Raw genomic sequence first — 20349 nt, 5'->3', positions numbered from 1 at the left:
GCGCCTGTCTACGCCCGCGAGTCGAACGCCGGGGTGGTGTCGAGCAGTTCGGACAGGTCGGCGCCCACCGCGATCTCGCGAGCAGCGGTGGAGCGGCGGAAGAGACGGGCGTCGCGCGCGCCGCCGAGGGTCGCGCGCCCGCCGTCGACGCGGAGCCAGGACCCCTCCCGCAGGCCGAGGACCGGCACGTCGTTCTCCTCCAGGAACTCCGTCAGCCGTTCCTCGCGGGTCTCGCCCTTGTGCGTGGACGCCGGGTCCGGGTCGAGGTAGTGCGGGTTGATCTGGAACGGGACCAGGCCGAGCGCCTCGAAGGAGGGCGGCTCGACGATCGGCATGTCGTTGGTGGTGCGCAGCGAGGGCGCCGCCATGTTGGTGCCGGCGCTGGCCCCCATGTACGGCAGTCCCGCGCCGACGGCCTTGATCAGCGCCTCCCGCAGCCCCGTGCGGTACAGCGCGGAGAGCAGCCGGAACGAGTTGCCGCCGCCCACGAACACGGCGTCCGCCTCGCCGAGCCGCGCGAGCGGGTCGCCGCCCTCGTGCACGCCCCGCACGTCGATCCCCGCCCCGGCGAGCGCGCCGCGCACCTTCGCGGTGTAGCCGTCGTGGTCGGCGAGTGCGTACGGCACGAAGACCAGTCGCCCGCCCGCGGGCAGGAAGCCGGTCACGGTGTCCATGGCGTGTTCCAGGTAACCGCGGCCGTGCTGGGTGGAGTTGGACAGGAGCAGGAGATTCACGGGGTGGTCCTCGTCGACGGGGGTGGATCGGTGGTGCGGGTCAGGCGGTGCGCGGTGGGCGCGGGCGCCGGTGGTGCTGGGGCGGATGCGTCAGGCGCTGCTCCAGCAGCCGGGCGGCCCGGCGCAGCACCTCAAGACGGTCCTGGGGGCCCTCGGGGAAGCGCTCCTTGGCGGCGCCGAGACTGAGGCTGCCGTAGGGCTCCGCGCCGAGGAACACGGGCAGGGCGACGGTGCCGATGCCGGCGTCGTACTCGCCGACCGTCCAGGCGTAGCCCCGCGCGCGGACCTGGCGGAACTCGCGCTCCAGCTGGTCGGCGTCGGTGACGGTGCGCTCGGTGAAGCGGGCCATGGGGCGTCCGCGGAAGAGCCGGTGGCGCTGGTCGTCGGGCAGGAAGGCGTAGAACGACTTGCTGGTGGCCCCGGCGTGCGCCGGGTACAGCTCACCGACCAGCGGGTAGTAGCGCAGCGGCCCCTCCTCGCCCTCGACGGCCGCGACGCAGCGCATGTGGAAGTTGTCGGGCAGGCAGAAGAGCACCGTGTCGCCGGTCGCCGCCCGCAGCTCCTGGAGGACGGGCTCGGCGAGCAGTTCCAGGGAGCCCGAGCGCTCCCAGAGACGGCCCAGGCGCAGGGCGGCCGGACCGATGCGGTAGCGGCGGGTCGCCGGGTCGGAGACCAGGAAGCCGCGGCCCGCGAGCGTGGCGAGCAGGCGCTGGGCGACGGAGGTGTCCCAGCCGAACTCGGCGGCGATCTCGGTGACGCCCCAGTCCGGCCGGGTGCGCTCGAAGGCCAGCAGCACCAGCAGGGCCCGGTCGACGGTCTGGAGGGCCCCGGCCGGGGTCTTCCGGTCCGCGGGCTGTACCGGCGGGTCGGCCACGGTGACTCCTCTCCATCTCGCCATTCAGACGCGTATTGCAGATAACGGGAAACAGTTGCGGAGAACGTTAGTCGATCCCGAACCTGCTGTCAGCACCGCTCCCGGTGCGGATCAGGAGAACTGCCCATGTTGAAGTACGTCCTGGACCTCGTGGATCTGCTGGACGATCCCGACGTCGACGGCAAGCGCGTCGCCGCCCACCTCGACTCCGTGGCGGGGCCCGAGGGCTCCGGCGCCGAGGTCACCACCGTCACCGGCGAGCGCGGCTCGACGGACTTCGTGCTCGTGCGGATCCCCGGCCGGGACGGCCGCACCCGCGGCGGCCAGGCGCGCACCCTGGGCGTGGTGGGGCGGCTCGGCGGCATCGGGGCCCGCCCGGAGACGACCGGCCTGGTCTCCGACGCCGACGGCGCGGTCGCCGCGCTCGCCACCGCCGCCAAGCTCCTCGACATGCGCCGCCGCGGCGACGTGCTCGACGGCGACGTGATCATCGCCACGCACATCTGCCCGGACGCCCCTACCGCGCCGCACGACCCGGTGCCCTTCATGGACTCGCCCGTCGACATCGCGACCATGAACCGGCACGAGGTCACCGGCGAGATGGAGGCCGTGCTCTCCGTCGACACCACCAAGGGCAACCGGATCATCAACCACAAGGGCCTCGCCCTGTCGCCCACCGTCAAGGAGGGCTGGGTGCTCAAGGTCAGCGAGCAGCTCGGCGAGCTGCTGGCCGTGGTGACCGGTGAGCCGTTGGTCACGTACCCGGTGACCACCCAGGACATCACCCCGTACGGTAACGGTGTACACCACATCAATTCGATTCTTCAGCCGGCCACGGCGACGGCCGCTCCGGTCGTCGGCCTCGCGATCACCTCCGCGGCGGCCGTGCCCGGCTGCCAGACGGGCGCCAGCCACGAGACCGACATCGCGGCGGCGGCCCGGTTCGCCGTCGAGACCGCGAAGTCCTACGGCGGAGGACGGATCGACTTCCACGACGACCAGGAGTTCGACGCGCTCGTGTCCCGCTACGGCTCGCTGACCCGGCTGCAGACCCTCGGCCGCGAACCCGGGGAGTCGTGATCATGGCCACGCACAAGAACACCGGCACCGCGCCCGGGAGCGCCGGCACCGAGCCGGCCACGGGCGCCGCCCGCGCCGTCGGCAGCGACGACTACGCCCTCTCCCGCGTCCCGCGGGACAAGCGGCTCGGCTTCTGGACGATGCTGCTCCAGTGGCTCGCCCAGTCCGGCTCCATCTCCCAGTTCACCCTCGGCGCCACCATCGGCGTCGGCATGACCTTCGGCGACGCCTTCCTCGCCTTCACCCTCGGCGCGGTGATCCTGGAAGTGGTCATCTTCGCGATCGGCCTGGCCGGCATGCGCGAGGGCCTGGCCACCCCGCTGCTCACCCGCTGGGCCGGCTTCGGCCGCAACGGCTCGGCCCTGGTCAGCCTGGTCATCTCGGTCAGCCTCGTCGGCTGGTTCGGCGTCCAGAACACGATCTTCGGGGACAGCGTCTCCGCGCTGGTCGGCGGCCCCTCCTGGCTGTGGTGCGTGGCGGCCGGGGTCGGCATCACCGTCCTGGTGATCTTCGGCTTCAAGTACATGGCCGTCTTCGCGAAGATCGTCACCCCGCTGTTCTTCGCGATGGTCGCCTGGTCGGTGACCGACGCGCTGAGCGACCACTCGCTCTCCGAGCTGATCAACTCGCCGGCGCCCGGCGAGACCATCCCGCTCGCCGTCGCGGCGACCGCCATCGCGGGCGGCTTCATGACCGGCGCGATCGTCTCCCCTGAGATGACCCGCTACAACCGCAAGGGCAGCCACGTCTTCCTCCAGAGCGCGTCGTCGATGATCCTCTCCGAGTACATCGTCGGCCTGACCGGCGTCCTCCTCGGCCACATGGTCGGCAGCGGCCAGGTCTCCCAGATCGTGCTCTCCACCTCCGGCGTCTTCGGCGTGCTCGTCGTCCTGATGTCCACCGCGAAGATCAACGACTGGAACCTGTACGGCTCCTCCCTCGGCGTCGTCAACTTCTTCCAGGTCGTCTTCGGCAAGCGCCTGCACCGGGGCGCGGTCACCATCGCCCTCGGCATCGCCGGCACCCTGCTGTCCGCCGTCGGCATGATGACCCACTTCACCGACTTCCTGTCCGTGCTGGGCGTCGCCATCCCGCCGGTGGGCGGCATCATCGTCGCCGAGTACTGGGTCGTGCGCCGCATGCGGGCACCCCTGGACGCCACCCGCGAGGCCGGGACCCTGCCCGCCACCTCACCGACCTGGGTGCCGATGTCCCTGGTCATCTGGGCGGTCGCGTTCTGCGTCGGCAAGTTCTACGACGGCGGCATCCCCGCCCTGAACTCGCTGCTGACCGCGTTCGTCCTCTACTGCGCCCTCGGCCTGGCCGGCTGGATCCGGACGTACGGCACCACCGCCCTCGACGACACCACCGAACCCACCCCGGCCGCCTCCGGCACGGCCCCCGTAGGAGCACCGTGAGCACCACCGTCCCCGCCCTCGTCCCGGCCTCCGAGGAGGCGCAGCGGGAAGTCGTCGAGCTGTGCGCGGAACTGATCCGCTTCGACACCTCCAACCCCACCAGCGACGAGCGCGCCTGCGCCGACCGGGTCGTCGAACTCCTCGCCGAGGCCGGCATCGCCTCCGAACTGGTCGAGAGCGCCCCCGGCCGCGCCAACGTCGTCGCCCGCATCCCGGGCGCCGAACCGGCACGCGGCGCCCTGCTGGTCCACGGCCACCTGGACGTCGTACCCGCCGACCCGGCCGAATGGCGGGTGCCGCCGTTCTCCGGGGAGATCCGCGACGGCTACCTGTGGGGCCGGGGCGCCATCGACATGAAGGACACGGTGGCCGTCATGCTGGCCACCGCCCGGCACTTCGCGCGCACCGGCACCCGGCCCGCCCGCGAGATCGTCCTCGCCTTCCTCGCCGACGAGGAGGCGGGCGGCAGGTTCGGTGCCCACTGGCTGGTCGAGCACCGGCCCGACCTGTTCGCCGGGGTGACCGAGGCGATCGGCGAGGGCGGCGGCTTCAGCTACGCCCTGGACGACACCCGGCGCCTCTACCCGATCGAGAACGCCCAGCGCGGCATGGCCTGGATGGAACTGACGGCCAACGGCCGCGCCGGCCACGGCTCCTCCCCGAACGACGAGAACGCCGTCACCGACCTCGCCGAATCCTTGACTCGCATCGGCCGGCACACCTTCCCCGTCCGGCTGATCGAGCCGGTACGCGCCCTGCTCGCCGAGGCCGCGCGCCTCCAGGGCGTCGACCTCGACCTCGACGCCGAGGACCTGGACGCCGAACTGGCCAAGCTCGGTCACGTGGCCGACTTCATGCAGGTCGTGCTGCGCAACTCGGCGAACCCCACCATGTTCACCGCCGGGTACCAGACCAACGTCATCCCCGGCCGGGCCACCGCCCGCGTCGACGGCCGCTTCCTGCCGGGCCACGAACAGGAACTGGTCGACGCGATCGACGCGCTGCTCCTGCCCTCGGTGTCCCGCGAGTGGGTCAACCACGACATCGCGATGGAGACGTCCTTCGACGGCCCCCTCGTCGACGCCATGTGCGCCGCGGTGCGCGCCGAGGACCCCGACGGCCACCCGGTGCCGTACTGCAACCCGGGCGGCACCGACGCGAAGGCCTTCACCAAGCTGGACATCCGCTGCTTCGGCTTCAAGGGCCTGAAGCTGCCCCACGACCTCGACTACGGCCGCCTCTTCCACGGCGTGGACGAGCGGGTGCCGCTGGAGGGGCTGCGGTTCGGGGTGCGGGTGATGACGCGGTTGTGGCAGGGGTGCTGATCCCGCCCGGCGGGCCCTCCCGACCGCGGGAATGCGCCGGCGGGGGACGGTGTTGAGAGGTGCGACTGACATGCGCGGGTCAGTACAGGAACGACACCGCGGGCTCGGTCGGAAGGAGCACCCATGGCACGCAGTACCGCACGCCCGGTCGTCAGGCTGAAGTCGACGGCGGGCACCGGCGTCACCTACGTGACGCGCAAGAACCGGCTCAACGACCCCGACCGTCTCGTGCTGCGCAAGTACGACCCGGTCGCGGGGGCGCACGTGGCGTTCCGCGAGGAACGCTGACCCCGCGCCGCCACGGAACGAGGAGGACCCCATGAAGGTGCGCAATTCCCTCCGCTCGCTCAAGGCCCGGCCCGGCGCGCAGGTGGTGCGCCGCCGGGGCGTGACCTACGTGATCAACAAGAAGGACCCGCGCTTCAAGGCCCGCCAGGGCTGAGCGGCCCCGTGTCCCCGGCCCGGCCCCGCTGTCGCGGGGCCGGGCCCCTTGTGCTTCCGGGTGCGGACCGGTCGCCGGTGCCGGGCGGCAGCCCGCGGGGCGGAGCCGCGAGCGTCGGCTGACACACTGCTGAGCGCGTCATTCGCCCGCCCTCAGGAGGACTTCGTCATGACCGAGCAGCCGCCGGCCCGCCTCGCCCGCCACGGGCGCCGGTTCGACAGGCTCTTCACGGAGTACTTCGACGACCTCTCCCGGACGCTGGACGCCCCGTCCTTCAGCCGCTTCACCCCTGAGTGCGTGCAGCTGCTGCGCGACCTGTCCCTGCGCGGTGGCAAGCGGATGCGGGTGGTGCTGCTGTACGAGGCCGCCCGGCTGGTCACCGACGAGCCGGTCGCGGGGCTGGACGCCGCCGCGCTGAGCGTCGAACTGCTCCAGACCCACGGCCTCGTCCATGACGACCTCATCGACGACAGCGCGACCCGCAGGGGCGGCCCGACGACGTACTACGCCTATCGGGAGAGGTTCCCCGGGCAGCCGCGGGCGGCGCTCGCCCTCACCGTCCTCGCCGGTGACCTCGCGCTCGCCCTCTCGCTGCGCGCGCTCCTGGACGCCGAGTTGCCGGTCGAGGTGCGTCAGGCGATGGTCGAGGTGCAGACGCGGGCCGCGGCCGACACGTTCGTGGGGCAGATCGTCGACCTGGAACGCGACTTCGCCGCCACCGTCTTGGACGACGAGGTGCTGCACGACGTCGCCGACCGGAAGTCGGCCCGGTACTCCGTGCTCGCGCCGATGCGCCTCGGCCTCCTCGCGGCCGGCCTGCAACCCGACGCCCACGACGACGAGTTGCGCCGGTACGCGCGGCTGGTCGGCATCTGCGGGCAGATGCGCGACGACTACCTGGACCTGTTCGGCGACGCGGTCACGATGGGAAAGCCGACGGGGACGGACATCCGCGAGGGAAGACGCAGTTACACCGTCGTCCGGCTCCTGTCCGCCGTGACCGGCGCCGAGCGGGCGACAGTGGAGGCGGTTCTCGGTAATCCCTCCTGCGGCTCCGGCACCATCGACGAGATCCGTGGGATCGGCGAACGGCACGGGGTGGACGCGCTGATGCGGGCGGACATGCGGCGGTACGCGGAGCAGGCCCGGCTGGTGGCGGAGGGCTGGCGGTCGCGGTGGCGGGCCGAGGCGGTCGACTTCTTCGCGGGGCTGCCGTCCTGGAGCGTCGAGCGGGCCGGCTGACCGGACATACCACTGCGCCCCGGACGGAAGGGTCCGTCCGGGGCGCGGCGTCACGTCGTCACCGGGTCACGGTACGAGCTTGAGCAGCCGGTTGGGCGAGCCGCTGCCCGGGCCGGTCACCTTGCCGGTGGTTGCGCCGTTCACCAGGGCGGTGGCCACCTGGGCCGGGGTGGCCGAGGTGTGGCCGGCCAGGTAGACCGCAGCCGCCCCTGCCACGTGCGGGGTCGCCATCGACGTACCGGAGATGGTGTTGGTCGCGGTGTCGCCGGTGTGCCAGCCCGCCGTGATGGCGGAGCCGGGGGCGAACAGGTCGAGCACCGAACCGTAATTGGAGTAACTCGCCCTGGCGTCGGTGCTGGTGGTGGCGCCGACGGTGAGGGCCTGGGTCACCCGGGCGGGGGAGTACGAGGAGGCGTTGGCGTTGTTGTTGCCCGCGGCGACGGCGTAGGTCACACCGCTCGCTATGGAGTTGCGCACGGCGGTGTCCAGGGTGCTGGAGGCGCCGCCGCCGAGGGAGAGGTTGGCGACCGAGGGGCCCGAGTGGTTGGTGGTCACCCAGTCGATGCCGGCGATGACGCCGGCGGTGGTGCCGGACCCGTTGTTGTCCAGCACCCGCACGGCCACGACCTTCGCCTTCTTGGCGACTCCGTAGGTCGTGCCCGCGATCGTGGTGGCCACATGGGTGCCGTGGCCGTTGCCGTCGGCGGCCGTGGTGTCGCCGTCGACGGCGTCGTAGCCGTAGGAGGCACGGCCGGCGAGCTGCTGGTGGGTGATGCGGACGCCGGTGTCGATGACGTACGCCGTGACGCCGCCGCCCGCGCTGTCCGGGTAGGTGTAGGTGCCGGACAGGGGCAGGGAGGTCTGGTCGACGCGGTCCAGGCCCCAGGGAGCATTGGACTGGGTGGTGTCGGCGACGCGGACCAGCTGGTCCTGCTCGACGGAGGCCACGGACGGATCGGCGGCGAGCCGCCTGGCCTCCGGTGCGGAGAGCGTGGCGGTGTAGCCGTTCAGCGCGCCGGTGAACGTCCTGCGCACCGTCCCGCCGTACTCCTCGACGAGGTCCTTGCCCGCGCCCGAGGACGCCTTGAGCCCGGCGTCCTTCCGGAGCGTGACGATGTAGCTGTCCTTGACGGCCGTGGGTGAACCGGCGGCCAGGACGGTGCCCTCGGCCGGGGCGGCCTGGGCGGGCAGGGCGGTGAGTCCGCCGGTGAGGGCGAGGGTCGCCGCACCGGTCAGTGCGGCGAACCGGAGTCTCTTGCTACGCAGTCGTGCCATGACGAGGGAGTCCTCCTCCAGGCGGCGCGCGCCCGGGTCGGGCGCGCGTCTGTGGGGGTGTGCGCGGGATCGCGCACCCGGCCGGGAGCGTCGCGTTCCGCCCTCGGCCGTTGATCAGCCTCGGGTGTCCGAACGGGCCGGACAAGGGTGTTGACGATCCGTCAACAAACATGACATGTACGCGCAACGGTGGGCGGGTGTCCCTCCGCGGGCCGTTGTCAGTGGTCGCCCCTACTGTTCAGGCAGTGGGACCCGCGGAACACGCCGCGGGACCGGGCGGGGAGAGGTCTGACATGTCGAAGACGTACCTGGAGCTGTCACAGGACGACGGGAGCGCGCACAAGTTCTACGAAGTCACCGTCCAGGGACAGGTCGTGTCGGTGCGCTACGGCAGGATCGGTGCCGCCGGACAGACCCAGACGTCGACCTTCCCCACCGCCGAGAAGGCCGCGGCCGCCGCCGCGAAGAAGATAGGCGAGAAGGTCCGCAAGGGATACGCCCCGGCCGTCCAGGGACAGCGCGCGCCGCGCGCCGTCACCCGCCGGCAGGTGGCCTCCGCGCCCTCCACGGCTCGCGCGGTCGCCCCGGTCCTGTGGCGCTTCCGTACCGGCTCCGCCGCGTTCGGCATCCACATCGACGAGGAGCGCTGCTGGGTGGGCAACCAGTCGGGCGACGTCTACACCCTGGCGCACGGCGGCGAGGTCCTCGCCCACTACCAGCTGCCGGACGGCGTGAAGTGCCTGGTCGCCGACGACTTCTGGATCTACGCCGGCTGCGACGACGGCCGGGTGTACGACCTGTCGTCCAAACTCCCGTTCGCCGCCTACGACATCGCCGCCGACGTCGACATCTTCTGGCTCGACATCCACGAGGGCGTGCTGAACGTCGCGGACCGCGCCGGGCGCCTCACCGTCATCGACCACGAGGACGAGCACCAGTGGGCGCGCGGCGGGCGCGGTGAGCACGCCTGGATGGTGCGCGCCGACGACCGGGCCGTCTACCACGGGCACACGCGCGGTGTGACGGCCCACGCCCCGGACGGCCGCACCGAGTTGTGGCACACGCCCACCCAGGGGGCCGTGCTCTTCGGCTGGCAGGAGGACGACGCGGTGTACGCGGGCACGGCGCGGCACGCGGTCCAGCGGCTGTCGAAGGCGACCGGCACCATCGAGGCGACCTACCGCTGCGACAGCCCGGTCTACTCCTGCGCCACCTCGCCCGGCGGCCGGTACGTGTTCGCGGGCGACTCCGCCTCCTCGGTCTACTGCTTCGACCGGGACGGCACGCGGCTGTGGAAGCTGGGCACCGGCGGCGGCTCCGCGCTCTCGATGCAGTACCGCGACGAGCGGCTGTTCCTGGTCACCACGGACGGCTCCCTGGCCTGCGTGGACGCGAGCGAGACCGCGGTGAGGGCGGCGGAGCGGGGCTCGGTGCCCGTCGCCCGCGACGTCAAGCTCGCCGCCACCCTGCCGACGTACGCGCCCGCCACCGCCGCCGCAGCCGTCACGACCGTGGCCGTGGCGCCCACCGGCTCCGTCGTCGTGGAGTGCGTCCAGGAGAACGGCCGGACCCGCATCCACGTGGTGTCGGAGGGGTACGACCATTCCTGGAACGTCCAGTTCCCGAGGGCGATACGGGAGCCCGGCGCGCGGTACGTGGTCGACGCGCTGCACGCCGCCTCGGGCGGCTTCTACCGGGTGCGCGGGGACATCAGGCGCCTCCAGTGACCGGGCGCCGGCGTCAGGCTATCGACGCCGCTATGACCGCGGAGACCGCGATGTTGCAGGACGCCGTCACCCACACCGCGGGGTGCGGCTCCTGCTCGACCAGCGTCGCGCCCAGCCGCCCCGGGGTGATCAGGTCGACCACCAGGAAGGCCACCGCCATCATGACGAGCCCCAGCAGCCCGAAGACCGCCGTCGACACCAGGCCCTTGCCGAAGTCCTCGTACGTGGTCCAGATGGAGGTGAAGACGATGCCCCCGATGCCGAGCAGTGCGGAGCTGAGCACCAGGGCGGCGTTGCGGTTGCGCTGCTCCCAGATCTGCCGGCCGAGCTTTCCGGGGGTCAGCAGATCGACGAGGACGATCCCGAGCACCAGGAGGACCAGACCCAGGCCGCCGTAAGCGGCGGCCCGGCCGAGTCCGTTGACGATGTCGCTCATGGGGTAGCCGGCTCCGTTGGGTTGAGGGATCGCGAATGATCGTGGTCAAGGCGCTGCAAAATGTAGCGCACCCGTTCGGAGCGTCAGGAGGCGGTCCGCAGCGCGCGGTTGCGGCGTACCGAGGACCAGAAGGAGGCGCCGATCAGGACCACGCCGATGAGGCCGGTGATGATCTCGTTGATCTCGTGCTGGATGGTCACCAGCAGGATGACCGACAGGGCGCCGATGGCGTAGTGGGCGCCGTGCTCCAGGTAGACGTAGTCGTCAAGGGTGCCCTGGCGGACCAGGTAGACGGTCAGCGACCGGACGTACATGGCGCCGATGCCGAGGCCGAGGGCCATCAGCACGATGTCGTTGGTGATGGCGAAGGCGCCGATGACACCGTCGAATGAGAACGACGCGTCCAGGACCTCCAGGTAGAGGAACATGAAGAACGCGGCCTTGCCGGCCAGCTTGACCGGTGAACCGGAGCCTCCGCCGCGCTCCGCCCGCCGCTCCGCCTCGTGCTCGCGCTCCTCCTCGTCCTCCAGCTTCTGCTCGAAGAAGCCGGAGAGCCCGCCGACGACCATGTAGGTGATCAGACCGCCGACACCGGCGAGCAGGACGGTCTCCGTCTTGTCGGCGTGGATGCCGCCGTGCTGGTGGGCGTGGGCGCCGAAGGTGATCGCGGAGACCAGCAGCACGACCAGGGCGACGCAGACCGACAGCATGTCGACCTTGCCGAGCTTGGCCAGCGGGCGCTCCAGTCGGCCCAGCCACTTGATCTCCCGGTCCTCGAGGATGAAGTCGAGGAAGATCATCAGGAGGAACATGCCACCGAAGGCGGCGATCGACGGATGGGCGTCCGTCACCAGCTCCTGATACCGCTCCTTGTCCGTGAGCGCCAGATGCACCGCGCTCCAGGGGCTCAGCCGCGCGCTGATCGCCACGATCACCACCGGGAAGACCAGCCGCATACCGAACACGGCGATCACGATGCCCACGGTGAGGAAGATCTTCTGCCAGAAGGCATTCATCTTCTTCAGGATCCCGGCGTTGATCACCGCGTTGTCGAAGGACAGCGAGACCTCCAGGACGGAGAGGATCGCCACGATGCCGAGCGCCGTCCAGCCGTCGTAGAGCACGCCCACGGCCAGGCCGAGGGCGGTGACGGCGAAAGCCCAGCGGAACGTCTTCAGAAGCACCGGCCACTCATTCCTGTCGTCACGTGCGGGTGGGGCATCCCGTGCCAGTGCCCGCCACGCAGGTTGTCTACCACGATCATCCGGCCCCGGCCGGACAGGACCCGGACGGCCGGGGGTGGACGATGACCTGGACGACAACCAAGAATGGAATCGTTCGTTTCCTTGAGTCATTCGTGTTCCAGGGAGTAGGTTCACGGCCATGACGGCATCCCGGCACTCCCGGAACCAGGCCACCGCCGCCGAGCTGCGCGCGGTGGGTCTGCGGGCGACCGCCGCCCGCGTCGCGCTGCTGGAGACGGTCCGGGAGGGTGGCCACCTCGACGCCGAGGCGGTCGCGTCCGGGGTGCGCCGACGCGTCGGGCAGGTCTCCCTCCAGGCCGTGTACGAGGCGCTGCACGCGCTCACCGCGGTACGCCTCGTGCGCCGTATCGAGCCGCCCGGGAGCCCGGCGCGGTTCGAGGGACGGGTCGGCGACAACCACCACCACGTCCTGTGCCGGTCCTGCGGAGCCCTCGCCGACGTCGACTGCGCCGTCGGCGACGCGCCCTGTCTGACCGCCTCCGACGACCACGGCTTCGCGATAGACGAGGCCGAGGTCATCTACCGGGGCCTGTGCCCCGACTGCTCCACCCCCGGCAGTTCCCCAGCACCTTGATCCGCCCCGTTCGGAAGGATTTCCCTCCCATGTCCGAGAACCACGACGCCATCGTCACCGACGCGAAAACCGAGGAGACGGGGGGCTGCCCGGTCGCCCACGGACGCGCCCCGCACCCCACGCAGGGCGGCGGCAACCGTCAGTGGTGGCCGGAGCGGCTCAACCTGAAGATCCTCGCCAAGAACCCCGCCGTGGCCAACCCGCTCGGTGAGGAGTTCGACTACGCCGAGGCCTTCGGGAACCTCGACCTGTCCGCCGTGAAGCAGGACATCGCCGAGGTGCTCACCACCTCCCAGGACTGGTGGCCCGCCGACTTCGGCCACTACGGCCCCCTGATGATCCGCATGGCCTGGCACAGCGCGGGCACCTACCGCATCAGCGACGGCCGCGGCGGCGCCGGCGCCGGCCAGCAGCGCTTCGCCCCGCTCAACAGCTGGCCGGACAACGGCAACCTCGACAAGGCCCGCCGCCTGCTGTGGCCGGTCAAGAAGAAGTACGGCCAGAGCATCTCCTGGGCCGACCTGCTGGTCCTCACCGGCAACGTCGCCCTGGAGCAGATGGGCTTCGAGACCTTCGGCTTCGCCGGTGGCCGCGCCGACGTCTGGGAGGCCGAGGAGGACGTCTACTGGGGCCCGGAGACCACCTGGCTCGACGACCGGCGCTACACCGGCGACCGCGAGCTGGAGAACCCGCTCGGCGCCGTCCAGATGGGCCTGATCTACGTCAACCCCGAGGGCCCGAACGGCAACCCGGACCCGATCGCCGCCGCCCGCGACATCCGTGAGACGTTCCGCCGCATGGCGATGAACGACGAGGAGACCGTCGCCCTGATCGCCGGCGGTCACACCTTCGGCAAGACCCACGGCGCCGGCCCCGCCGACGCCGTCGGCGACGACCCCGAGGCCGCCTCCATGGAGCAGCAGGGCCTGGGCTGGAAGAGCACCCACGGCACGGGCAAGGGCGGGGACGCCATCACCTCCGGCCTGGAGGTCACCTGGACCACGACCCCCACCCAGTGGAGCAACGGGTTCTTCAAGAACCTCTTCGAGTACGAGTACGAGCTGGAGCAGAGCCCGGCCGGCGCCAACCAGTGGGTGGCGAAGGACGCCCCGGAGATCGTCCCGGACGCGCACGACTCGTCGAAGAAGCACCGCCCGAAGATGCTCACCACCGACCTGTCGCTTCGCCTCGACCCCATCTACGAGCCGATCTCCCGCCGGTTCTACGAGAACCCGGAGGAGTTCGCGGACGCGTTCGCCCGCGCCTGGTACAAGCTGACCCACCGCGACATGGGCCCGAAGTCCCTGTACCTCGGCCCGGAGGTTCCCGACGAGACCCTGCTCTGGCAGGACCCGCTGCCGGAGCCCGACGGTGAGGCCATCGGCGCCGAAGACGTCGCGACGCTCAAGACCAAGCTCCTCGAGTCGGGCCTGTCCGTCGCGCAGCTGGTGTCCACCGCGTGGGCCTCGGCGTCCACCTTCCGCGGCAGCGACAAGCGCGGCGGCGCCAACGGCGCCCGCATCCGCCTCCAGCCGCAGCGCGGCTGGGAGGTCAACGAGCCCGACGAGCTGGCGCAGGTGCTGCGGGTCCTGGAGGGCGTCCAGCAGGAGTTCAACTCCGGCGGCAAGAAGGTCTCCCTCGCCGACCTGATCGTCCTGGGCGGCTCCGCCGCCGTGGAGAAGGCGGCCAAGGAGGCCGGCTTCCAGGTGCAGGTCCCCTTCACCGCGGGCCGCGTCGACGCGACGGAGGAGCACACCGACGCCGAGTCGTTCGAGGCGCTGGAGCCGGTCGCCGACGGCTTCCGCAACTACCACGGCAAGGGCAACCGCCTGCCGGCCGAGTACCTGCTGCTCGACCGGGCGAACCTGCTGACCCTGAGCGCCCCCGAGATGACCGTACTGGTCGGCGGACTGCGCGTCCTGGGCGCCAACCACCAGCAGTCCCAGCTCGGTGCCCTCACCCGGACGCCCGGCGTGCTGACCAACGACTTCTTCGTCAACCTGCTCGACCTGGGCACCACGTGGAAGTCGACGTCCGCGGACCAGACCACGTTCGAGGGCCGCGACGCCGACACGGGCGAGGTCAAGTGGGCGGGCAGCCGCGCCGACCTGGTCTTCGGCTCGAACTCCGAGCTGCGGGCGCTGGCCGAGGTCTACGCGAGCGACGACGCCAAGGAGAAGTTCGTGCAGGACTTCGTCGCAGCCTGGGTCAAGGTCATGGAGCTGGACCGCTTCGACCTGGCCTGATCCACCGGCGTCCGGGCCGGCCGGTCCGTACCGGCCGGCCCGGACGGGTGCGAAAAGCGGTGGCCGCCCCCGGCACACGGTGCTGGGATGGCGTGATGCTCGGTGATGTGCCCGTCGTGTTGGACCGGGGTCGGTACCAGGATGCCGTGACCCCCTGGGAGCAACGGTCCTGGCGGACCGGCGCGCTCGCCTGGACGGCGGGCGCGCTGGCCGCGCGGGGGCTGCGACCGGCGGGGGAGTGGCGGGTGCGGCTGCGCCCGTGGTCCGTCCTGGTACGCGTGCCCGTCGAGGGCCGTGACCCGGTCTGGTTCAAGGCCAACCCGCCGGCCAGTGCCTTCGAAGGCCCGCTGACCGGGGCACTGGCCCGCTGGGTGCCCGGGCGGGTACTGGAGCCGCTGGCCGTGGACGCCCGCCGCGGCTGGTCGCTGCTCCCCGACGGAGGACCGCTCTTCCGGGACGTCCTCGCGCGGGGGACGACCGGCCCCGGTGCGTGGGAGGAACTGGTGCGCCAGTACGCGGCCATGCAGCACGCGCTCACCCGGCACACTCCCGGGATCACGCGGCTGGGCGTGCCCGGCGTCCCCGTCACCGCGCTGCCCGGCGTCTTCGACCGGATCGACGACACCCCGCTGCCACCGCACGAACGCGAGAGCCTGCGGAAGCTGCGCCCCCGCCTGCCGGACTGGTGCGCGGAGCTCACGGCCCTGGGCGTCCCGGACTCCCTCGACCACGCCGACCTGCACGACGGCCAGGTGTTCCGCCCCGGGCCCGGCAGGTTCACGTTCTTCGACTGGGGCGACGCCATCGTCTCCCACCCCTTCGCCAGCCTGGCCGTCCCCGCCCGCCGGGCCCTCGAGGAGCACGGGCCGCGGGTACTGCCCCGCCTGCGCGACGCCTACCTGGAGCCCTGGACCGGCGCCGGCCGGAGCACGGCGGACCTGCGGCGGGCGGTGAGCCTCGCCTGGCGGCTCAGCGCACTGGGCCGCGCGGCCGCCTACGGCAGGCTGTTCCCCACCGCGTCCGGCGCCACCGGCACCGCCACCGCCGAGGCGGCCGCCCGCTGCCTCCTGGAACTCCTCGACGACCCGCCGCTCTAGGTCCCGCCCCCGGGAACGCGGCCGTTGTCAGTGGCGGATGCGAGGCTGCGCGTCATGGATGAAGTGGAGTTCATGCGGGGCAGGGTCTACGGCGCCGACCACGACAGCCCCGGACCACGCGCCGGACGCGTGTACGCGCAACTGGTGGGCGGTCCCCTGGACGGCCTGCTGCTGGACGTCACGGACCTCACCGACCGGGAGCGCGGCCGGGGCGTGTCCCTGGCCACCGAGATCGGCCACTACGGCGCGGGCGGCCGCTCCGCGTACGCCCCCAGGCCGGGGGACCCACGCCGCTTCGACTGGCGCGGCGACGTGCCCTGACCCACGGCCTCCCTGGCCTCCCCGAACGCCCCGGTCTCCGCGGCCAGCGCCGCGAGCAGCCAGTCGTGCGCGGCCCCGGGGGTCGGCTCCGGCCTGCCGCCCGGCGGCGTACGCACCTCGGAGACCAGTTCCCAGTAGGTGTCGAGCCGCGGGTCGGCGGCGAGTTGCCCGGCCAGCCGGTGCCGGAAGCCCGGCGTGTCGCGGACCCCGTACGCGCTCGTGTACGCGGCGACGAAACCGTCCAGCGCCTCGCCGGGACGGGGCTCCCGGTCCCGGCGCAGATGCACACCGGCCAGCTCGTACGCCTCCGCCAGCCCCGTGTACAGCACGGCCGCACCGCGGGCCCCGGAGACCCGGTGCGCCTCGGGCTGCGGCTGCGCGGTGCCCGGGCACGGGGCGAGCGTGAGGGCGTTGAGACGGGCGAAGGCCAGCAGCTGACCCGGGGCCGGGTCGTCGGGCGGCTGCGGAACCGCCACGTCCAGGAACGCCCCGGCCGCGGGCGCCGGCATCCGCGCGGGCAGCCAGCCGCGCCAGAAGCGGACCAGCGGCGCCGTGCTGGGCGGCAGGGACACGGCGCCGATCAGCCGCAGCCGGCCGGCCCGTTCCCCGGGCGGGCACTCCTGCACCAGCCGCAGCGCCGCCTCCCGCCAGCGCATCGCCCGCAGCTCCGAGCCGAGTTCACTCAGCCGTCCGGCGACCGCGGCCTCCAGCGTCCCGCCCTCGCCGCCCCGCCCCCCGGTCTCGTCCTCCTCCTCGAGAACCCGGCGCACCTCGGGCACGGACAGACCCAGCGCGCGCAGCGACCGGATCAGCCGCAGCCGGTCGAGCGCCTCGGGGCCGTACCGCCGGTGCCCGCCCGCGCTGCGGGAGGCCTCCGGCAGCAGATCGCGATCGGAGTAGAAGCGGACGGTCTTGACGGTGACACCCGCCCGCTCGGCGAGTTCGCCGATGCCGCAGAGACCGTCGTACGACGTGACCACTTGAACCTCCCTCAGGGGGAGTTCCTACCGTACCGGCGAACGCGGACCGGTGATCGGCCCGGTCCGCGGACGTACGGCATCGCGACGACGCCGTACCGGACTCCGCGACGAGGGAGCGACCATGACCACGTTCATCCTGGTATCGGGCATGTTCACCGGCACCCACATCTGGCAGGACACCGCCGCGCGCCTCACCGCCGCCGGCGCGCGGGCGCACACCGTCGCCCTCACCGGGCTCGACGGGCCGCGCGCCGCGCCGGGCACCGGCGTCGACCTGGAGACCCACATCGCGGACGTACTCGCGGTGATTGACTCGGTGGAGACCGGGCCGGACAGCGAGGTCGTCCTGGTCGGGCACGACTACGGCATCCACCCGGCCGTCGGCGCCGCCGACCGGCGCCCCGACCGCGTCGCCCGGGTCGTGCACCTCGACTCGGGCCTGCCGCGGGACGGCGTCCCGGCGCTGGCCGCGGTGCCCGACCAGTCCCTGCGCGAGCGGCTGGGCGGGGAGGAGAGCCACGACGGACTGCTGCCGCCGCCGGCCCACGACGCGTGGCAGCGCTGGGGCAGCACCGAGGGCGTCCCGGACGCGGCCCTGGACCGGCTCACCGCGCTCGCCGCCCCGCAGCCGCTCGGCACCCTGCTCCAGCCGCTGCGGCTGGCCGGCGCCGTCGACACGGTGCCCTCCACCGGAGTGCTCTGCACCGGCAACGGCACCAGCATCGAACTGATCCAGATGCTGGTGGGCCTCGGCGACCCCGCGCTGCGCGCCCTGACCGACCCGCGCGTGACGTTCTTCGAACTCCCCACCGGACACTGGCCGATGCTCTCCCGCCCGGCCGAACTCGGCGACGTACTGCTGCGGGCCGCGGCCGGCGAGGGACACCGCCTGACGCCCGTCGACGCCGCCGAACCGCCCGCGCACCTGCGGCCGTTCCTGCTGGACGTCCCCGAAGTCCCCCGGGAGCGGCACGGCAACGTCGACCTGTACCTGCCCGACGCCGAGGAGCCGCGCCCCGCCGTGGTGTTCGTGCACGGCGGCCCGGTACCCGCCGACGCGACCCCGACCCCGCGCGGCTGGCCGGGACTGACCGGGTACGCCCGGTACGCGGCCGGGGAAGGCGCGGTGGGCGTGCTCCTCGACCACCGGCTGCACGACCTCGGCGACTACGAGCGGGCCGCCGCCGACGTGGCCGCCGCCGTCGAACTGGTCCGGGCCGACCCCAGGGTGGACGCCGACCGGATCGCGCTGTGGTTCTTCTCCGGCGGCGGGCTGCTCACCGTCGACTGGCTGGCCGCGCCCCCGGCGTGGCTGCGCTGCCTCGCCGCCACGTACCCGGTCCTCGCCCCGCTGCCCAACTGGGGACTGTCCGGCACCCGCTTCCACCCGGCGCGGGCGCTGGCGAACGCCGGATCGCTGCCCCTCGTACTCACCCGGGTGGGACGGGAGATGCCCGAGATCGCCGCCACCGTCGAGGAGTTCCTGTCGGCGGCGAAGGACCACGGCGCGGACGTGGAGGTGGTCGACGTGCCGCACGGCCACCACGGCTTCGAGACCATCGACCGGACCGACGAGGCACGCGCGGCGATACGGCACGCCATGCGTTCGGTCCTGCGTCTCGCCTTCGGGCCGGACACGGGCGGTCACCAATCCGCCCGCCGTCCCGCCCCGGATTACCGACGTGAGTGACGACGACAGGACCCCGCGGAATCATCAGGCACCGGCATGGGCGCGACTCGGACTGGGGGCGCTGAGCGGTCTGCTGGCGGGCGGCGCGGCGCTCGCCGTCGCCGAGTTGGCGGCGGTGGCCGTGCGACCGCAGGCAGGTCCGGTCGTCGCGGTCGGCGGGGCCGCCATCGACCGGACGCCGGCCGCCGTCAAGGACTGGGCGATCCGCTCCTTCGGCACCGACGACAAGCTGGTCCTCCAGCTCGGCATCCTCGCCGTCCTGACGCTGTTCGCCCTGGCCCTCGGCGTGCTCGCCCTCCGCCACCGGCGGACGGGCGCCGCGGGCGTCCTGGTCTTCGGCGTCGTCGGCGCCGCCGCCGCCCTCGGCCGGCCCGACTCCACGGGCGTCGCGGACGCCTTGCCCTCCGTGCTGGGGGCGGCCGCCGGGGCGCTGCTCCTGTACTTCCTCGTCGGCCGCCTGCCGGCACCGGGCCGGGACGTCCCGGAGGGACAGGGCGAGGACTGGGACCGGCGCCGGTTCGTGATCGCGGCGACCGCCGCTGCCGCAGCCTCGGCCGGGGCCGGTGTCCTGGGCCGGGCCCTGAGCGGCGCGGACGGCCGCGAAGCCGTCGCGTCCCGCGACGACATCACCCTCCCGCGGCCCGCCTCGGGCGCCCCCGCCGTGCCCCGCCTGGCCCAGGTACGGGTGGACGGGGTCAGCTCCTTCTTCACCCCCAACAGCGACTTCTACCGGGTCGACACCGCGCTGGTGGTCCCCAAGGTGGACGCGACGGCCTGGAAGCTGCGCGTCCACGGCAAGGGAGTCACCCGCGAGAAGACCCTGACCTTCGACGACCTGCTGCGGCGCGAGCTGATCGAACGCGACATCACCCTCACCTGTGTCTCCAACGAGGTCGGCGGCCCGTACGTGGGCAACGCCCGCTGGATCGGCGTACGGCTGGCCGACCTCCTTCAGGAGTGCGGCGTGCGGCCGCCGTCGGCGGGCGGCCCCGCCGATCAGCTCGTCGCCCGCTCCACGGACGGCATGACCATCGGCAGCCCGGTGGAGGACGTCATGGACGGCCGCGACGCGATGCTCGTCGTCGGGATGAACGGCCGGCCCCTGCCCTTCGACCACGGGTTCCCGGTCCGCATGCTCGTGCCCGGCCTCTACGGCTATGTCTCGGCCTGCAAGTGGATCAAGGACATCGAGCTGACGACGTTCGACGACTACGACTCGTACTGGGTCAAGCGCGACTGGGCCCGCGAGGCCCCGATCAAGACCCAGTCCCGGATCGACACGCCGAAGCCCTTCGGCCGGCCCGAGGCGGGCACGGTGATGGTCGCGGGCGTCGCCTGGGCCCAGCACCGCGGCATCGACAAGGTCGAGATCCGCGTCGACGACGGCCCCTGGCGGGAGGCCACCCTCGCGGCCGAGGACTCCCGCGACACCTGGCGCCAGTGGTCCTACGCCTGGAAGGCCACGAAGGGCGGCCACACCCTGACCGTCCGAGCCACCGACCGCACCGGCGAGGTGCAGACCGAGAAGCGCACCAGGACCGTGCCGGACGGCGCGAGCGGGTGGCACTCCGTGGTGGTGACGGTGGACTGAGCGGGGCCGGGCCGTCCTCCCGCCGTGAAGGC

General features: G+C 72.6%; 19 protein-coding genes. 13 read left to right on the top strand and 6 right to left on the bottom strand.

What is annotated here, in order from left to right; all coding sequences use genetic code 11:
• Positions 1-8: 8 nt before the first annotated feature.
• Both pepE and ACZ67M_RS18130 read right to left on the bottom strand, forming a co-directional pair.
• Positions 9-734 (bottom strand): dipeptidase PepE, encoded by a 726-nt coding sequence (gene pepE / locus ACZ67M_RS18135; protein WP_385796064.1) that lies wholly within the window; start codon positions 732-734, stop codon positions 9-11.
• Between the two features lie 40 nt (positions 735-774).
• Positions 775-1608 carry an IclR family transcriptional regulator gene (locus ACZ67M_RS18130; protein ID WP_469851694.1) on the bottom strand — a complete coding sequence of 278 codons (834 nt, stop codon included), beginning with the start codon at positions 1606-1608 and terminating at the stop codon, positions 775-777.
• A 126-nt stretch (positions 1609-1734) separates the two neighbouring features.
• Here ACZ67M_RS18130 and ACZ67M_RS18125 point away from each other — a divergent pair, with 126 nt between their 5' ends.
• The 6 genes from ACZ67M_RS18125 (at position 1735) to ACZ67M_RS18100 (ending at position 7115) form a co-directional block, all read left to right on the top strand.
• Positions 1735-2688 carry a DUF1177 domain-containing protein gene (locus ACZ67M_RS18125; RefSeq protein WP_361367522.1) on the top strand — a complete coding sequence of 318 codons (954 nt, stop codon included), beginning with the start codon at positions 1735-1737 and terminating at the stop codon, positions 2686-2688.
• Positions 2689-2690: 2 nt separating this feature from the next.
• Positions 2691-4106, top strand: coding sequence for a cytosine permease (locus ACZ67M_RS18120; RefSeq protein WP_469851693.1), 1416 nt, complete (start codon positions 2691-2693; stop codon positions 4104-4106).
• On the top strand, positions 4103-5431 hold the full coding sequence (locus ACZ67M_RS18115) for a M20/M25/M40 family metallo-hydrolase (protein ID WP_469851691.1): 1329 nt from the start codon (positions 4103-4105) through the stop codon (positions 5429-5431). Before ACZ67M_RS18120 ends, ACZ67M_RS18115 begins: the two co-directional genes overlap by 4 nt.
• A 123-nt stretch (positions 5432-5554) precedes the next feature.
• The gene (rpmG, locus tag ACZ67M_RS18110) at positions 5555-5719 is read left to right on the top strand and encodes a 50S ribosomal protein L33 (RefSeq protein WP_114533934.1); all 165 of its coding nucleotides are present in this window, start codon (positions 5555-5557) and stop codon (positions 5717-5719) included.
• Positions 5720-5750: 31 nt separating this feature from the next.
• Positions 5751-5873: a type B 50S ribosomal protein L36 gene (gene ykgO / locus ACZ67M_RS18105; protein ID WP_114533933.1), complete on the top strand. Its 123-nt coding sequence runs from the start codon at positions 5751-5753 to the stop codon at positions 5871-5873.
• Between the two features lie 168 nt (positions 5874-6041).
• Positions 6042-7115: a polyprenyl synthetase family protein gene (locus ACZ67M_RS18100; RefSeq protein WP_469851689.1), complete on the top strand. Its 1074-nt coding sequence runs from the start codon at positions 6042-6044 to the stop codon at positions 7113-7115.
• A 66-nt stretch (positions 7116-7181) separates the two neighbouring features.
• Here the strand turns inward: ACZ67M_RS18100 and ACZ67M_RS18095 are convergent, their stop codons facing one another.
• Positions 7182-8390, bottom strand: coding sequence for a S8 family peptidase (locus tag ACZ67M_RS18095; RefSeq protein ID WP_469851687.1), 1209 nt, complete (start codon positions 8388-8390; stop codon positions 7182-7184).
• Between the two features lie 293 nt (positions 8391-8683).
• Here ACZ67M_RS18095 and ACZ67M_RS18090 point away from each other — a divergent pair, with 293 nt between their 5' ends.
• Positions 8684-10117, top strand: a complete 1434-nt coding sequence (locus ACZ67M_RS18090; protein ID WP_385796047.1) for a WGR domain-containing protein — start codon at positions 8684-8686, stop codon at positions 10115-10117.
• 13 nt (positions 10118-10130) lie between these two features.
• Here the strand turns inward: ACZ67M_RS18090 and ACZ67M_RS18085 are convergent, their stop codons facing one another.
• Positions 10131-10553, bottom strand: coding sequence for a DUF350 domain-containing protein (locus ACZ67M_RS18085; protein ID WP_161326543.1), 423 nt, complete (start codon positions 10551-10553; stop codon positions 10131-10133).
• A gap of 83 nt (positions 10554-10636) precedes the next feature.
• Positions 10637-11737: a DUF475 domain-containing protein gene (locus ACZ67M_RS18080; RefSeq protein ID WP_392013183.1), complete on the bottom strand. Its 1101-nt coding sequence runs from the start codon at positions 11735-11737 to the stop codon at positions 10637-10639.
• A gap of 199 nt (positions 11738-11936) precedes the next feature.
• Between ACZ67M_RS18080 and ACZ67M_RS18075 the strand changes: the two genes are divergently transcribed.
• From ACZ67M_RS18075 to ACZ67M_RS18060, 4 genes are all read left to right on the top strand, one after another.
• The gene (locus ACZ67M_RS18075) at positions 11937-12392 is read left to right on the top strand and encodes a Fur family transcriptional regulator (protein ID WP_361363340.1); all 456 of its coding nucleotides are present in this window, start codon (positions 11937-11939) and stop codon (positions 12390-12392) included.
• Positions 12393-12421: 29 nt separating this feature from the next.
• On the top strand, positions 12422-14638 hold the full coding sequence (gene katG / locus ACZ67M_RS18070) for a catalase/peroxidase HPI (RefSeq protein WP_361363343.1): 2217 nt from the start codon (positions 12422-12424) through the stop codon (positions 14636-14638).
• A gap of 95 nt (positions 14639-14733) precedes the next feature.
• Positions 14734-15735 (top strand): aminoglycoside phosphotransferase family protein, encoded by a 1002-nt coding sequence (locus ACZ67M_RS18065; protein ID WP_469851684.1) that lies wholly within the window; start codon positions 14734-14736, stop codon positions 15733-15735.
• Positions 15736-15789: 54 nt separating this feature from the next.
• The gene (locus ACZ67M_RS18060; RefSeq protein ID WP_361363345.1) at positions 15790-16056 is read left to right on the top strand and encodes a hypothetical protein; all 267 of its coding nucleotides are present in this window, start codon (positions 15790-15792) and stop codon (positions 16054-16056) included.
• Here ACZ67M_RS18060 and ACZ67M_RS18055 read toward each other — a convergent pair.
• Positions 15975-17036, bottom strand: coding sequence for a helix-turn-helix domain-containing protein (locus ACZ67M_RS18055; RefSeq protein ID WP_469851682.1), 1062 nt, complete (start codon positions 17034-17036; stop codon positions 15975-15977). The two genes, ACZ67M_RS18060 and ACZ67M_RS18055, sit on opposite strands and share 82 nt — an antisense overlap.
• Positions 17037-17157: 121 nt before the next feature.
• Here ACZ67M_RS18055 and ACZ67M_RS18050 point away from each other — a divergent pair, with 121 nt between their 5' ends.
• Together ACZ67M_RS18050 and ACZ67M_RS18045 are read left to right on the top strand one after the other, a co-directional pair.
• Positions 17158-18726: an alpha/beta fold hydrolase gene (locus ACZ67M_RS18050; RefSeq protein ID WP_469851681.1), complete on the top strand. Its 1569-nt coding sequence runs from the start codon at positions 17158-17160 to the stop codon at positions 18724-18726.
• A complete protein-coding gene (locus tag ACZ67M_RS18045) occupies positions 18719-20317 on the top strand; it encodes a molybdopterin-dependent oxidoreductase (protein WP_469851679.1) in 1599 nt (532 codons plus the stop codon). The genes ACZ67M_RS18050 and ACZ67M_RS18045 overlap by 8 nt, the downstream gene beginning before the upstream one ends.
• Positions 20318-20349: the final 32 nt, after the last annotated feature.

The organism is Streptomyces sp. NPDC107500 (assembly GCF_055582785.1).
This window is presented reverse-complemented; position numbering and strand designations above follow the sequence as displayed.